Origin of the sequence: Mesorhizobium ciceri biovar biserrulae, assembly GCF_001618845.1 — a bacterium.
GTDB classification, from domain to species: domain Bacteria; phylum Pseudomonadota; class Alphaproteobacteria; order Rhizobiales; family Rhizobiaceae; genus Mesorhizobium; species Mesorhizobium ciceri.
Genome location: NZ_CP015064.1, coordinates 247,034 through 259,537 on the forward strand (window position 1 = coordinate 247,034; position 12,504 = coordinate 259,537).

Consider the following 12,504-nt stretch of genomic DNA (forward strand, 5'->3'; position numbering starts at 1 on the left):
TATGGCAACCGTGAAGGTCGACAAGAGCAACTTCCAGGCTGACGTGCTTGACGCCAACGTACCGGTCGTCGTCGATTTCTGGGCGGAATGGTGCGGTCCCTGCAAGATGATTGCGCCGGCGCTCGAAGATATCGCCACCGAACTTGGCGCCAAGGTCAAGATCGCCAAGCTCAACATCGACGAGAATCCGGAGCTTGCCGCCCAGTTCGGCGTGCGCTCGATCCCGACGCTGATGATCTTCAAGGGCGGCGAAATGGCCGACATGAAGGTCGGTGCCGCGCCGAAGACCGCGCTGTCGCACTGGATCAATGGCAACCTCGCCTGACCCATCTGAAATTCCTGGTATCAAGCCCGGCCTCGCGCCGGGCTTTTTGTTGGCGTCATCGGTGCGTGGCTCTGGCTCTCGCATCCGGGCACTCCATGTCATCTGCTCGAGGCAGACAGGAGAACTCCATGACCGGATCCGCCAAGGCCACCGTCTTCATCGACAACGAGCGTGTCATCGTCACCGAATACCGCTTCGCGCCGGGCGAGAACACCGGCTGGCATCGCCACGGCCACGACTATGTCGTCGTACCGCTGATGGACGGCAAGGTGAAGCTGTTGACCAAGGACGGCGAATCCTTTGCCGAGATGAAGAAGGGCGCGCCCTATTTCCGCAAGGAGGGCGTAGAGCACGACGTCATCAACGCCAATGAAGGCGAATACGCCTTTATCGAGATAGAGTTGAAGTAACGCCGCCTATCAATGCGCTGGAAATCCACCGCGTGATGGCACGCCATCAACTGCCACCTTGATGGCAGCGGTGGATCGGCCTATATCCGTTCTAAAAGGGAGTTCGAAATGGCCGAACCACAACTCTCAGTCCGAAGCGCAAAAGCACGCGACCTGGCTCATAGACTTGCTCGTCGTGAAAATCGTTCGATAGCCGATGTGGTCGAACGTGCGCTCGAATCCTACGAAATTCGTGAAGCTGGCCGTGAACCTGCTTCCACCTTCTATGCCAGCTTGACTGCAAACCATGGCGCCGACATCGATCTGGAAAAGATCATTCGCGAAGGCCGCCAGGTTCATTCGGGACTTGAGCTTTGATTTTCGTCGATACCAACGTGATTTCGGAGAGTCTGAAGAAGGCGCCGGACCAAGCTGTCCTGGCGTGGCTTGTCCGCAATGACGCTGAACTGGCCCTTCCCACAGTGACGATTGCTGAAATCGCCTTCGGCATCCAAAAAATACGGCCTGATGAGCGTGCCGATCGGCTGGAGCAGGGACTTTCCCGGTGGCGCCATCGATTTGCCGGCCGGATTTTTGGATTGACTGAAGATGCTGCCTTGGCTTATGGCGAGATCATGGGGGCCGCGACACGCCAAGGTCGCGGCATGTCAGCCCCCGATGGCATGATTGCGGCGATAGCGCGCGTGAACGGTGGCCGGCTGGCAACGCGCAATCTCAGCGACTTTGGCACCACCAGCCTTGATCTGATCTCACCGTGGGATTTCTGAAGGTCGAAAGCCAAGGTTCGGCCTCAGCCGCCGCAGCCACTCAAGGCATGAATAGTGCCTGCTTCAGGTCGGCGGGGTGCCGTTCTCGGCCAGCACCGCTCCGGTCAGATACAGCGAACCGCTGATCAGGATGCGTGGCGACGGGCCGTCCCAGGTGTCGCGCAGCAGCATCAGCGCGCTGGCGACGGAACTCACCGGCTCGGCGGTCAGCCCGGCTTCCGTTGCGCGGATCGCCAGTTCGTCGTTCGGCACGCCGGCCTCGCTGAGGCTCACCGGCACCGTGTAGACATGCCGGGCGAGGCCCTTGAAGGCACGGAAATAGCCGCTCTGGTCCTTGGTGTTGATCATGCCCGAGATGAGGAACAGCGGACGCGGGTTCTTCTCTTCCTGCTCGGCCAGCGCTTCGGCAACCACCACGCCGGCGCCCGGATTGTGGCCACCGTCGAGCCAGATATCGGCGCCCTTGGGTGCCAGTTCGGCCAGCCGGCCCTGCACGAGCTTCTGCATGCGGCCGGGCCAGGCGACATTGACCATCGCCTTTTCGGCGGCGCGATGGCTGATCTCGAAACCGGCCGCTTTGACCGCGGCGATCGCCGCCGCCGCATTGGCGAACTGGTGGCGGCCGGGCAGCCTGGGCGGCGGCAGGTCCATCAAGCCGTCTTCGTCCTGGTAGACCATGCGGCCGTTTTCCTCGAAGGCAAGGAAGTCCTGGCCGTAGACGAAGGTGGGGCATTCAAGCCGCTCGGCGGTTTCGATCAGCACCTGCAGCGCCGTCTCGCTTTCCTGCGCGCCGATGACCACCGGACAGCCGGGCTTGATGATACCGGCCTTTTCGGCCGCGATCAGTTCGACACGGTCGCCGAGATAGGCCTCATGGTCGAGCGACACCGGCATGATCACCGACACGGCCGGCTCCTTGATGACATTGGTCGCGTCGAAGCGGCCGCCGAGCCCGACCTCGATGATGGCGGCGTCGGCCTGGTGTTCGGAAAACAACAGGAAGGTGACGGCGGTGAGGATCTCGAAGACGGTGATCATCTCGCCTTCATTGGCCCTGGCCGCACGGGCAATGGCATCGGCGAAAACCCTGTCCTCGACCAGCCTGCTGCCGCCATCGGCGGCCAGCCGGTAACGCTCATGCCAGTTGACCAGATGCGGCGAGGTGTGGACATGGACGCGGTAGTCCGCAGCCTCGAGCAGGGCGCGTGAAAAGGCTGCGCACGAACCTTTGCCGTTGGTGCCGGCGATGTGGATGACCGGCGGCAGCCGGTCCTGCGGATTGTCAAGCCGCTCCAGCAGCCGCGAAATGCGGTCGAGCGAAAGGTCGAAGCCTTTCGGATGAAGCGCCATCAGGGCTTCGATTTCGCGGTCGGCGGCAAGCGTCGTCATGGTGGAATCCTAGCGCATGAGCCTGAAAACCAGAATCGGTTTCGGATGGCCATGGCAATCAAAGGCTACAGCGCGCCGAAGCCCTCGTGCAATCGCGGTCGCGGCGCTTCGTGTCGCTTCAGGCTTGCGGCCGAGCTTCCGCGGCAACCACCGCCGGCGGCAGGATTTCCGGCTCCAGCGTTTTTTGCTCTTCCGGCAGCTTGAGCAGCATCTTGAGCAGGCGCGCGATCGTTTCACGCATTTCCAGCCTGGATACGACCATGTCGACCATGCCGTGCTCCATCAGATATTCGGAGCGCTGGAAGCCATCGGGCAGTTTCTCGCGGATCGTCTGTTCGATGACGCGCGGTCCGGCAAAGCCGATCAGCGCGCCGGGCTCGGCGATGTGCACGTCGCCCAGCATGGCGTAGGAGGCGGTCACGCCGCCCGTGGTCGGGTTGGTCAAAACGACGATGTAGGGCAGGCCGGCTTCCTTCAGCCGGTCGACACCAACCGTTGTCCGCGGCAATTGCATCAGGGACAAAATACCTTCCTGCATGCGCGCGCCGCCGGAAGCGGCGAACAGGATCAGCGGCCGCTTGCGCTGCAGGGCCACTTCGAAGCCGTGCACGATGGCGTCGCCGGCGGCCATGCCGAGCGAGCCGCCCATGAAGGCGAAATCCTGCACCGTGACCACCACCGGCAGACCCTCGACGGTGCCCAGCGCATTGATGATCGCGTCCTCAAGGCCGGTCTTGGCCTTGGCGTCCTTCAACCGGTCGACATAGCGCTTCTCGTCGCGGAATTTCAGCGGATCCTGCATCACCTTGGGGTTGTCCAGGGTCTCGTATTTGCCGCCATCGAAGAAGAATTTCAGCCGCTCCTTGGCCGAGATCTTCATGTGATGGCCGGACGACGGAATGACGAACTGGTTCGATTCCAGGTCCTTGTGGAACACCATCTCGCCGGTCTCCGGATCCTTGATCCAGAGGTTCTCGGGCATGTCGGTGCGCCGGCCGAGCATCGAATTGATCTTCGGGCGAACGTAATTGGTGATCCAGTTCATCGCTTCGGCTCCTGTCCTGACGAGGATTGGGAAGAGGTAGGAGAACTATTCGGCAGCAGCAAGGCGGGCCGAGCGCACGCCTTGCGCTAGGCCGCTGACCAGCGTGGCGACGGCCTCGGCCGGATCGGCGGTCTTCTCGCCCTTCGGCCCCAGCACATTGGCCACCGCATTGACGATCGCGGTGCCGACGACGACGCCGTCGGCATTGGCGCCGATCACCCGGGCCTGCTCGGCGGTCTTGACGCCGAAGCCGACGCAGACCGGCAGGTCGGTGTGGCCCTTGATGCGCTTGACCGCCGCCGCTACCTTGCCGGTGTCGGCCAGTGCCGAGCCGGTGATGCCGGTCATCGACACGTAATAGACGAAGCCCGACGTGTTCTGCAGCACCTTGGGCAGGCGTTTGTCGTCGGTCGTCGGCGTCGCCAGCCGGATGAAGTTGATGCCGGCTTTCAATGCCGGAATGCACAGTTCCTCGTCCATCTCCGGGGGCAGGTCGACGACGATCAGCCCGTCGATGCCGCTGGCGATCGCGTCCTTGAGGAAGCGGTCGACGCCATAGATGTAGATCGGATTGTAGTAGCCCATCAGCACGATCGGCGTTTCATTGTCGCCGGCGCGGAAGTCGGCCGCCATCTTCAGCGTCTTGGCCAGCGTCTGGCCGCCTTTCAGCGCCCGCAAGCCCGCCGCCTGGATCGCCGGGCCGTCGGCCATCGGATCGGAAAACGGCATGCCGAGCTCGATAATATCGGAACCTGCGCCCGGCAACGCCTTCATGATCGACAAAGAGGTGTCGTAGTCGGGGTCGCCGCCCATGAAATAGGTGACGAGCGCCGGGCGGCCTTCGGTCCTGAGCTTCGCCATGCGGCGGTCGATGCGGGTGGCCATGATCAGATCTCCATGCCCAGCATGCTGGCCACCGTGTGCACGTCCTTGTCGCCACGGCCGGACAGGTTGACGATGACGATCTGGTCCTTGTCCATGGCGGGCACGATCTTCACCGCATGCGCAATGGCATGCGCCGATTCCAGCGCCGGGATGATGCCTTCGACGCGCGTCGTCAGCTTGAAAGCCTCCAGCGCCTCGTCATCGAGGATCGGCACGTATTCGACCCGGCCTGAATCGCGCAGCCAGGAATGCTCCGGCCCGACGCCGGGATAGTCGAGGCCGGCCGAGATCGAATGGCCGTCCATGATCTGGCCGTCGGAATTCTGCAGGAGATAGGTGCGGTTGCCATGCAGCACGCCCGGCGCGCCGGCATTCATCGAGGCGCAATGCTCGATGCCGTCGAGACCGCGACCGCCGGCTTCGATGCCGATGATGCGGACCTCCTTGTCGTCGAGGAAGGGATGGAACAGGCCGATGGCGTTCGAACCACCGCCGACAGCGGCGATGATGGTGTCGGGCAGCCGGCCTTCCTGCTCGAGGATCTGTGCCCGCGCCTCGATGCCGATCACCGACTGGAAGTCGCGCACCAGCTCCGGATAGGGATGCGGGCCGGCGGCGGTGCCGATCAGGTAATAGGTGTCCTCGACATTGGTGACCCAGTCGCGCAACGCCTCGTTCATGGCGTCCTTCAGCGTGCCGTGGCCGGCGGTCACCGGGCGCACTTCGGCGCCGAGCAGCTTCATGCGGAAGACGTTCGGGCTTTGCCGGGCAACGTCTGTGGCGCCCATGTAGACGACGCAGGGAAAGCCGAAGCGGGCCGCAACCGTGGCCGAGGCCACGCCGTGCTGGCCGGCGCCGGTCTCGGCGATGATGCGCTTCTTGCCCATGCGCTTGGCCAGCAGGATCTGGCCGAGGCAGTTGTTGATCTTGTGCGAACCGGTGTGGTTCAAATCCTCCCGCTTGAAGTAGACCTTCGCGCCGCCCGCGAGGCCCCTGGCCGAGGAAACCTCACGAAGATGCTTCGTGAGGCCTTCGGCGAAATAAAGCTTCGACGGCCGTCCGGCATAGTGGGTCGACAGGTCAGTCAGCTCAGCCCTGAAATCCGCATCGTTCTTGACCTCGTTCCAGTGCCGCTCCAGATCGAGGATCAGCGGCATCAGCGTTTCGGCAACGAAACGACCGCCGAAAATGCCGAACATGCCCTGTTCGTCGGGCCCGGTGCGGAAGGAATTGGGTGTCGCCGGCTTGTTCATCGCCGATCTCCTGGCATCTTGACTATGAGGCATGTCCTTGTCGGAAAACCGGTTCCCACTTTTCCGGGACATGCTCTGGTTTGAGGCACCACTAGGCTGCGCGGGTGTTCCGCGCGGCCCTGACGGCCCGGAAAAACTGTTCGATCAGCGCCGGATCCTTGACGCCCGGCGCGCTTTCCACGCCTGAAGAAATGTCGATCCCAGGCGGGTTGGCAAGCCGAAGGGCATCGCCGATATTGGCGGCGTTGAGCCCACCGGAAAGCATGTAATCGACGCCGCCGTCAAGGCCGGCGAGAATGCGCCAGTCGAAGGCAACACCATTGCCGCCCGGCAGTTCGGAGCCTTTCGGCGGCTTGGCGTCGAACAGGAACCGGTCGGCTATGCCGATGAATGGCTTCATTCGTTCGAGATCGGCGGCCTCGCTGAGCGGCAGCGCCTTCATCACCGGCAGGCCATAGCGGGCTTTGACCTCGGCGACGCGCTCGGGCGTTTCCGCGCCGTGCAGCTGCAGCATGTCGGGCTGCATTTTGGCAACGATTTCATCCAGGAAGGCGTCGCCGGCATCGACGGTGACGGCAACCGCCATCGCCTTGCCGCGCGCGGCCTCGCGCAGACGGCCAGCCTCGGCAGGTTCGACATAGCGCGGGCTTTTGGCGAAGAAGATAAACCCGACATGGCTGGCGCCGCCGGCCAGCGCCGCGGCCATTGCCGCGTCGGTCTTCAAGCCGCAGATTTTGATGTCGAGTGCCATGGCGCGGGAATTGGCATGAAAAGCGATAAGAGTCGAGAAAAAGCATGCTGTTTGCCGGCACGGCCAAAGGCGCTACCTATGGATGGACAGGACGCAAGGCGGGAGCACGATCATGGCCGACAGAACCGTAGCCGAACTCAGGCAGAAGATTGCGCAGGCGCGCGAGGTCATCGCGCACCTGATCGACAAGGCCGCCTTCAATGGCGCCGAGGCGCACCGCGCGCTCGACTATTTCGGCGGCGATGAGTTCGACGGCAATTTCCTGCCGTGGCCGCATCATGGCGATGAGGGGTTGCGGCCCGAAGACTTGAACGCCGCCAACGACGATTGAGCGATCTACTCGAACATGATCGCCTGCAGCGCACCGCCATTGCGCTTCAGCCAGTCCTTGCAGCGATCGGTGTCGGGGCAGAGCTTTTCGCACAGTTTCCAGAATTTCGGGCCGTGGTTCATCTCCTTGAGATGCGCCACTTCATGCGCGACGAGATAGTTGATGACCGGCGACGGCGCCATCATGATGCGCCAGGAAAAGGACAGATTGCCTTCGGAGGTGCATGACCCCCAGCGGCTTGACGTGTCCTTGAAGCGGATCGCCTTGGCGCGCTTGCCAAGCGCCTCGGTGTGCTTGGCCACCAGCTTCTCGATTTCCTTCTTGGCCTCGCGCTTGAGGAAATCGGCGAGGCGGCGCGGCAGATGTATGCGGTCGCCATGCACGATCAAGAGCGGACCACGTTCGTCGCGCGACACGGTGACGGTGCCGCGCTTTGACGGTTCATGGACGATGCGGTGCGGCACGCCGCGTACCGGGATCCTGATGCCGGGCCGCACCTGCGGCCGCGTCGGCACCTTGGCCAGTCGCTGCTCCAGCCAGTCCTGATGCCGCTCGAGGAACCTGTCCACTTCGCCGCGGCGCAGGCCTGGCGGCACGGTGATGCGCAGACCCTGGCCGCCTGAATCGATACGCAGCGTCATTCGGCGCGCCCTGGCGCTCTCGACGATCTTGAGCGGCAGCGTGCGACCGGCGACGCAATATTCGCGCTCCACGACAGGCGTGGGCTTGGGCTTTGTCAGATTGCGAAAGAAGCCGAGAGTCATGGCGGGACGATACGCGATTCGAGAAAAACGACTAGAACAAAAAAGAAACGGCGCCGCTCGCGCGACGCCGTTTTTTCACGATGTGACCAGTCGCCGGATCTCAGTCGTCAAGCAGGTTCGAACCCTTGCCACGCTTGGTGGTCGTCGTTCCGGTGCTCGGATCGGTCTTCGTCGGCGCCGTCGACTTGTTGCGGTTGGCCATGAAGCGGTCGAACTCGTCCTGGTCCTTGGCGCGGCGCAATTCGCGGGCGTATTCGTCGAACTGGGTCAGCATCTCGTCGAGCTTGCGGCGCTCTTCGTTCAGCCGCTCAAGTTCCTTTTCGCGCCAGTCGTCGAAAGCGACGTTGCCGGTGCGGGCGGAGCCATTGCCCCAGCGCGCGGCCTTGTCGGAACCGCGGCGGCAACCGGCGAAGATGCCGTCGGTCGCGCGGTTGACGTCACGCTTGAAGCCATCGAGGCGGTCGCCCCAGATGATGTAGGCGAGCATGGCGAAGCCGAGTGGCCAGAACACCATGAAACCCACAACCATCAACGCGATGGTTGCCGGCGTCCAGGCCGGACGGATCAATGCGGATGTGTTCATTTTCTCCCATTCCTTCGGTTGGAGACAGCCAAACCCGGCTGCGTGGAATCGAAATGGGAAGAGAAAAACGGCGATTCAAGACAATGTCCGCCAAATCCGGACAAGCATCTGAAATGTTTATCGCTTTTTGATCATATCGAGGAAAAGCACGACCAGCCCGGCAATCAGGCCCCAGAATGCGGCGCCAACGCCGAACAGCGTCAGACCCGACGCGGTGACGACAAAGGTGACGGTGGCGGCCATGCGATCCGCCTCTTCCTTCAGCGCGATAGAAAGCGCGTTGGCGAGCGACGCCATCAGCGCCAGGCCCGCCACCAGTACGATCAGGCTCTGTGGCAGCACCGCGAAGATCGCCACCAGCGAAGCGCCGAAAATCGCAAAGATGAGATAGGCGAGCGCATAGAACGGCCCGGTCTTCCAGCGCTCGGCGGGGTCGGGGTGGACGTCCGGCCCGGTGCAGATCGCGGCCGAGATCGCCGCCAGATTTGTGGTCGAGCCGCCGAACGGCGCCGACAGCAGCGAAAACAGGCCGGTGACGCCGATCAGCGGGCCGGGCTCCGGATGGTAGCCGGCGGCGCGCAGCACGGCGAGGCCGGACAGGTTCTGCGAAGCCATGGTGACGAGATAGAGCGGCAGTGCCAGCCCGATCACCGCCTTGGCGGTGAAATCAGGCGCAATCAGCGTCAGCGTCGACAGTTCCGGTGTCGGCAGGCCGCCGACACGGCCGGTGAGGAAAGCGGCGAGGCCACCGCCGATCAGCACCGCCAGCACCGATAGCGCCGGGTTGAACAGCCGGATGACGAAGAAGGCTGCAATCAGCGGCAGGATCAGCCACGGGTCGATGGGAATGGTCTTCACCGCATTGAGCGCGAAGGTGACGACGATGCCGGCCAGCATGCCCGAGGCGACGGAAGGCGGTATTCTCGAGATCAGCTTCGTCAGGGGCCGAAACAGCCCGGTGGCGATCAGAAGGACGCCGGTGACGATGAAGGCGGCGACGGCCTCGCCCATCGAAAAGCCGCTCGATGCCGCGATCAGCGCCAGGCCCGGCGTCGACCAGGCGGTGATGACCGGCATTTTCGTGCGCCATGACAGCCACAGGCTCTCGATCGCCATGGCCAGGCAGATCGTCGTCACCCAGCTTGCCGTCTCGATCTGCGTCGCGCCGACTGCGTTGGCGGCGGCGATGACGATGGCCAGCGTGCCGCCGAAGCCGACGATCGCCGCGACGAAGGCGGATATCGGAATGGAAAGGCGCATCAGTTTCCCCTCTGCGCCATCGCATCGACGGCCCGCACCAGCATGTCGAGATCCTGCGGTCGCGACAGGCGATGGTCGCCGTCAGGGATCAGCGACAGGGTCACGTCGTCGGCGGGCAGCAGGCTGACCAGCTTCAGTGCATGGCTTGCCGGCACATCCGCATCGGCCAGGCCCTGCAGGATATGCACCGGGCAATGGGTGTCGATCGGGCCTGTCATTGTCAGGTTGTCGCGCCCGTCCTCGATCAGGGCGCGGGTGTAGATGTAGGGTTCCGTGGAATAGTCCGACGGCTCTTCGAAGAAACCTTTTTTGGCGAGATCGCGCTTCTGCGCCTTGGTCAGCACCGGCTCGATCAGTTCAGCGGTAAAATCCGGTGCCGGCGCCAGCAGCACCAGGCCGGCGACGTTGCTGTCATCAGCCTTGCGCAATTCCTGCACCATGCGCAGCGCGATCCAGGCGCCCATCGAGGAGCCGACCAGGATCTGTTTGCCCTTGGTGAAATGCCGGAACACGGCAAGGCTTTGTGCAAGCCATGTCGAAATCGTGCCGTCGGCAAAGGCGCCGCCGGATTCGCCATGGCCGGAATAATCGTGGCGCAGAAAGGCGCGGCCTTCTTTTGCCGCCCAGTCCGACAGCGTCTGCGCCTTCGCGCCCAGCATGTCCGACTTGTAGCCGCCGAGCCAGACGATGCCGGGCGCAGAGCCAGCAGTATGGCGCACCGCGATGCGCGATCCGTCGACATCCATAAAGACGGGGGGCGTTGCGGTCATGGCTTTTTCCTCAGGCCCTCTTCTGGCGCGGGATTCTTGTGGCACGGTCGGTGGCGTGGCGAAAAGTGCTCACTATGTTCTTTGTTTGGTGCAGGGCAGCGATCAGGGTGATTTTCTGTCAATGCTGTGCTATTGACTCCGCCCGCGCGCTCACCACATTGGCGCGTCCATGCATCAACACTGACAAATCCTGAACGAAACGGCCAAGGAGACCACGACCATTCGCAGACCTTTCAAAGCAGCGGCGCCGACCAAGGATGGCCCGCGCTCCAACCGTGACATCCGGGTTCCCCGGGTCCAGCTTATCGACGCCGAAGGCCAGAACCGCGGCGATGTTTCCATCAACGACGCATTGCTGCTGGCCGAAGAGGCCGGACTCGATCTCGTCGAGATATCGCCCAACGCGGTGCCCCCCGTCGTCAAGATCCTTGATCTCGGCAAGTTGAAATACGCCAACCAGAAGAAGGCGGCCGAGGCGCGCAAGAACCAGAAGGTCATCGAGATCAAGGAGATCAAGATGCGCCCGAACATCGACAGCCATGACTACGAGACCAAGATGAAGGCGGTTCGCCGCTTCTTCGAGGAAGGCGACAAGGTCAAGCTGACGCTGCGCTTCCGTGGCCGCGAGATGGCGCATATGGAACTCGGCATGCAGCTTCTGAACAAGGTCCGCGAGGAAGTGGCGACGATTGCCAAGGTCGAAGCGGAACCGAAGCTCGAAGGCCGCCAGATGATGATGGTGCTGTCGCCGCGCTAAGATCTGCGGCGCGTATCTAGGATCACGATGACGTCAGGCTTGGCCATCGCGCTTAAATCCGCCTGAATCACATCGCAAGGCGTCCCGGCGATCGGCGGGACGCCTTCTTCTTGTTCAGACGCTGCGATCGCCGGCAAAATTCCTGACGATCGGATTCACTATGGTCGATGAAGTCAAGGTTTCGGACGTGGACTTCAAACGCGGGCTGGGCAATTACCAGCATATGCGCCGCATAGTGCTTGCCGTTCTCGTGGTCGTGCTGTTTGCAGCATTGCTATTTGGCCAATCGACGTTTCCGCCCGACACAGCCGTGCACGAGACGATCGAAATGTTCGGCGTGCTGCTGATTTTCCTCGGCATCGTGGGCCGCCTTTGGGCGACACTCTACATAGGCGGGCGCAAATCGTCCGAGGTGGTGACTGGCGGGCCTTACTCGATCACCCGCAACCCGCTCTATGTGTTCTCGACCGTAGCCGCAGCCGGTGTCGGCGCGCAGATCGGTTCGTTCTCCGGTATCATCCTCTTCGGGCTTTTGTGCGCGGGGGCGTTCCATATCGTCATCCTGCGCGAGGAGAAGTTCCTCAAGGAAGCGCTCGGCGCGCCGTATCAGGCCTATCTGGCGCGGGTGCCGCGCTTCTTCCCAAAACTGTCGCTCTACCAGGAGGGCGATACCGGAAACTTCAAGCCGCGCCTGCTGTTGACCACGCTGCTCGACGGCCTGGTGTTTCTGATCGCGCTGCCGGCCTTCGAATTGATCGACGGCGCCCAGCTGTCAGGCATGTTGCCGGTCTGGTTCACGCTGCCCTGACGAGGACACAGCGCCGCATCTCCACAGGTGTTGCGCGCGGGCCGTCTTTGACGTATAGCACCGCCGTTCAAGAAAACCGCCCGGCAGGGCATGCCGTGGCGGTTTCATTTGCTTTTCGGGCTTTGGTCGGCCTGAAGCGAACAAGAAGCGCGATAGTGCGCCAACAATACGGAGTAGCAAAATGCCCAAGATGAAGACCAAATCGGCCGCCAAGAAGCGGTTCAAGATCACAGGTACGGGTAAAGTCCTGTCGGCTGCGGCCGGCAAGCGTCACGGCATGATCAAGCGTTCCAACAAGTTCATTCGAAATGCCCGCGGCACGATGGTTCTGGCTGAACCGGATGGCAAGAAGGTCATCAAGAATTTTCTGCCGAACGGCCTCTAAGGCATTCGGTCCGGACACGCA

Annotated in this window: 17 protein-coding genes; 8 read left to right on the plus strand and 9 right to left on the minus strand. The window is 62.6% G+C overall.

Going from position 1 to position 12,504, the window contains the following annotated elements:
• Nucleotide 1 precedes the first annotated feature (1 nt).
• From trxA to A4R29_RS01235, 4 genes are all read left to right on the plus strand, one after another.
• On the plus strand, nucleotides 2-325 hold the full coding sequence (trxA, locus tag A4R29_RS01220) for a thioredoxin (protein ID WP_013528326.1): 324 nt from the start codon (nucleotides 2-4) through the stop codon (nucleotides 323-325).
• Nucleotides 326-453: 128 nt separating this feature from the next.
• Nucleotides 454-735, plus strand: a complete 282-nt coding sequence (locus A4R29_RS01225; protein WP_013528325.1) for a cupin domain-containing protein — start codon at nucleotides 454-456, stop codon at nucleotides 733-735.
• A gap of 108 nt (nucleotides 736-843) precedes the next feature.
• On the plus strand, nucleotides 844-1,092 hold the full coding sequence (locus A4R29_RS01230; RefSeq protein WP_013528324.1) for a type II toxin-antitoxin system VapB family antitoxin: 249 nt from the start codon (nucleotides 844-846) through the stop codon (nucleotides 1,090-1,092).
• Nucleotides 1,089-1,502 (plus strand): type II toxin-antitoxin system VapC family toxin, encoded by a 414-nt coding sequence (locus tag A4R29_RS01235; protein ID WP_013528323.1) that lies wholly within the window; start codon nucleotides 1,089-1,091, stop codon nucleotides 1,500-1,502. Before A4R29_RS01230 ends, A4R29_RS01235 begins: the two co-directional genes overlap by 4 nt.
• 63 nt (nucleotides 1,503-1,565) lie before the next feature.
• On the opposite strand, the gene A4R29_RS01240 is transcribed toward A4R29_RS01235, so the two are convergent.
• The 5 genes from A4R29_RS01240 to A4R29_RS01260 form a co-directional block, all read right to left on the minus strand.
• The gene (locus A4R29_RS01240; RefSeq protein WP_063171003.1) at nucleotides 1,566-2,891 is read right to left on the minus strand and encodes a bifunctional folylpolyglutamate synthase/dihydrofolate synthase; all 1,326 of its coding nucleotides are present in this window, start codon (nucleotides 2,889-2,891) and stop codon (nucleotides 1,566-1,568) included.
• A 118-nt stretch (nucleotides 2,892-3,009) separates the two neighbouring features.
• Nucleotides 3,010-3,936 (minus strand): acetyl-CoA carboxylase, carboxyltransferase subunit beta, encoded by a 927-nt coding sequence (gene accD / locus A4R29_RS01245; protein ID WP_013528321.1) that lies wholly within the window; start codon nucleotides 3,934-3,936, stop codon nucleotides 3,010-3,012.
• A 45-nt stretch (nucleotides 3,937-3,981) separates the two neighbouring features.
• Nucleotides 3,982-4,821: a tryptophan synthase subunit alpha gene (trpA, locus tag A4R29_RS01250; protein ID WP_027161022.1), complete on the minus strand. Its 840-nt coding sequence runs from the start codon at nucleotides 4,819-4,821 to the stop codon at nucleotides 3,982-3,984.
• Nucleotides 4,822-4,823: 2 nt separating this feature from the next.
• Nucleotides 4,824-6,074 (minus strand): tryptophan synthase subunit beta, encoded by a 1,251-nt coding sequence (trpB, locus tag A4R29_RS01255; protein WP_013528319.1) that lies wholly within the window; start codon nucleotides 6,072-6,074, stop codon nucleotides 4,824-4,826.
• A gap of 91 nt (nucleotides 6,075-6,165) precedes the next feature.
• The gene (locus A4R29_RS01260) at nucleotides 6,166-6,825 is read right to left on the minus strand and encodes a phosphoribosylanthranilate isomerase (RefSeq protein WP_024501981.1); all 660 of its coding nucleotides are present in this window, start codon (nucleotides 6,823-6,825) and stop codon (nucleotides 6,166-6,168) included.
• Nucleotides 6,826-6,937: 112 nt separating this feature from the next.
• Between A4R29_RS01260 and A4R29_RS01265 the strand changes: the two genes are divergently transcribed.
• Nucleotides 6,938-7,156 (plus strand): hypothetical protein, encoded by a 219-nt coding sequence (locus tag A4R29_RS01265; RefSeq protein WP_013528317.1) that lies wholly within the window; start codon nucleotides 6,938-6,940, stop codon nucleotides 7,154-7,156.
• A gap of 5 nt (nucleotides 7,157-7,161) precedes the next feature.
• Here A4R29_RS01265 and A4R29_RS01270 read toward each other — a convergent pair whose 3' ends face one another.
• The 4 genes from A4R29_RS01270 to A4R29_RS01285 all read right to left on the minus strand — a co-directional run bounded on the left by A4R29_RS01270 (nucleotide 7,162) and on the right by A4R29_RS01285 (nucleotide 10,533).
• Nucleotides 7,162-7,920, minus strand: coding sequence for a M48 family metallopeptidase (locus A4R29_RS01270; RefSeq protein ID WP_013528316.1), 759 nt, complete (start codon nucleotides 7,918-7,920; stop codon nucleotides 7,162-7,164).
• Between the two features lie 100 nt (nucleotides 7,921-8,020).
• The gene (locus A4R29_RS01275; RefSeq protein ID WP_063169787.1) at nucleotides 8,021-8,503 is read right to left on the minus strand and encodes a DUF2852 domain-containing protein; all 483 of its coding nucleotides are present in this window, start codon (nucleotides 8,501-8,503) and stop codon (nucleotides 8,021-8,023) included.
• Between the two features lie 117 nt (nucleotides 8,504-8,620).
• Nucleotides 8,621-9,763: a benzoate/H(+) symporter BenE family transporter gene (locus A4R29_RS01280; protein ID WP_013528314.1), complete on the minus strand. Its 1,143-nt coding sequence runs from the start codon at nucleotides 9,761-9,763 to the stop codon at nucleotides 8,621-8,623.
• On the minus strand, nucleotides 9,763-10,533 hold the full coding sequence (locus tag A4R29_RS01285; RefSeq protein WP_027161018.1) for an alpha/beta hydrolase: 771 nt from the start codon (nucleotides 10,531-10,533) through the stop codon (nucleotides 9,763-9,765). Before A4R29_RS01285 ends, A4R29_RS01280 begins: the two co-directional genes overlap by 1 nt.
• Before the next feature lie 220 nt (nucleotides 10,534-10,753).
• Between A4R29_RS01285 and infC the strand changes: the two genes are divergently transcribed.
• The 3 genes from infC (at nucleotide 10,754) to rpmI (ending at nucleotide 12,483) form a co-directional block, all read left to right on the plus strand.
• Complete coding sequence (gene infC, locus A4R29_RS01290; protein WP_013528312.1) at nucleotides 10,754-11,290, plus strand: translation initiation factor IF-3; 537 nt, start codon at nucleotides 10,754-10,756, stop codon at nucleotides 11,288-11,290.
• Nucleotides 11,291-11,450: 160 nt separating this feature from the next.
• Nucleotides 11,451-12,098: a methyltransferase family protein gene (locus A4R29_RS01295; protein ID WP_063169789.1), complete on the plus strand. Its 648-nt coding sequence runs from the start codon at nucleotides 11,451-11,453 to the stop codon at nucleotides 12,096-12,098.
• 181 nt (nucleotides 12,099-12,279) lie between these two features.
• On the plus strand, nucleotides 12,280-12,483 hold the full coding sequence (rpmI, locus tag A4R29_RS01300) for a 50S ribosomal protein L35 (protein ID WP_006201248.1): 204 nt from the start codon (nucleotides 12,280-12,282) through the stop codon (nucleotides 12,481-12,483).
• Nucleotides 12,484-12,504: the final 21 nt, after the last annotated feature.

Excerpts from the sequence above, each read along its gene's own strand:
- A4R29_RS01285 (WP_027161018.1), bottom strand. The coding sequence starts at position 10,533 with ATGACCGCAACGCCCCCCGTCTTTATGGATGTCGACGGATCGCGCATC.
- A4R29_RS01265 (WP_013528317.1), top strand. The coding sequence starts at position 6,938 with ATGGCCGACAGAACCGTAGCCGAACTCAGGCAGAAGATTGCGCAGGCG.
- trpB (WP_013528319.1), bottom strand. The coding sequence starts at position 6,074 with ATGAACAAGCCGGCGACACCCAATTCCTTCCGCACCGGGCCCGACGAA.
- accD (WP_013528321.1), bottom strand. The coding sequence starts at position 3,936 with ATGAACTGGATCACCAATTACGTTCGCCCGAAGATCAATTCGATGCTC.
- A4R29_RS01270 (WP_013528316.1), bottom strand. The coding sequence starts at position 7,920 with ATGACTCTCGGCTTCTTTCGCAATCTGACAAAGCCCAAGCCCACGCCT.
- A4R29_RS01230 (WP_013528324.1), top strand. The coding sequence starts at position 844 with ATGGCCGAACCACAACTCTCAGTCCGAAGCGCAAAAGCACGCGACCTG.
- A4R29_RS01280 (WP_013528314.1), bottom strand. The coding sequence starts at position 9,763 with ATGCGCCTTTCCATTCCGATATCCGCCTTCGTCGCGGCGATCGTCGGC.
- A4R29_RS01240 (WP_063171003.1), bottom strand. The coding sequence starts at position 2,891 with ATGACGACGCTTGCCGCCGACCGCGAAATCGAAGCCCTGATGGCGCTT.
- A4R29_RS01225 (WP_013528325.1), top strand. The coding sequence starts at position 454 with ATGACCGGATCCGCCAAGGCCACCGTCTTCATCGACAACGAGCGTGTC.
- A4R29_RS01275 (WP_063169787.1), bottom strand. The coding sequence starts at position 8,503 with ATGAACACATCCGCATTGATCCGTCCGGCCTGGACGCCGGCAACCATC.
- A4R29_RS01295 (WP_063169789.1), top strand. The coding sequence starts at position 11,451 with ATGGTCGATGAAGTCAAGGTTTCGGACGTGGACTTCAAACGCGGGCTG.
- trpA (WP_027161022.1), bottom strand. The coding sequence starts at position 4,821 with ATGGCCACCCGCATCGACCGCCGCATGGCGAAGCTCAGGACCGAAGGC.
- trxA (WP_013528326.1), top strand. The coding sequence starts at position 2 with ATGGCAACCGTGAAGGTCGACAAGAGCAACTTCCAGGCTGACGTGCTT.
- A4R29_RS01260 (WP_024501981.1), bottom strand. The coding sequence starts at position 6,825 with ATGGCACTCGACATCAAAATCTGCGGCTTGAAGACCGACGCGGCAATG.
- rpmI (WP_006201248.1), top strand. The coding sequence starts at position 12,280 with ATGCCCAAGATGAAGACCAAATCGGCCGCCAAGAAGCGGTTCAAGATC.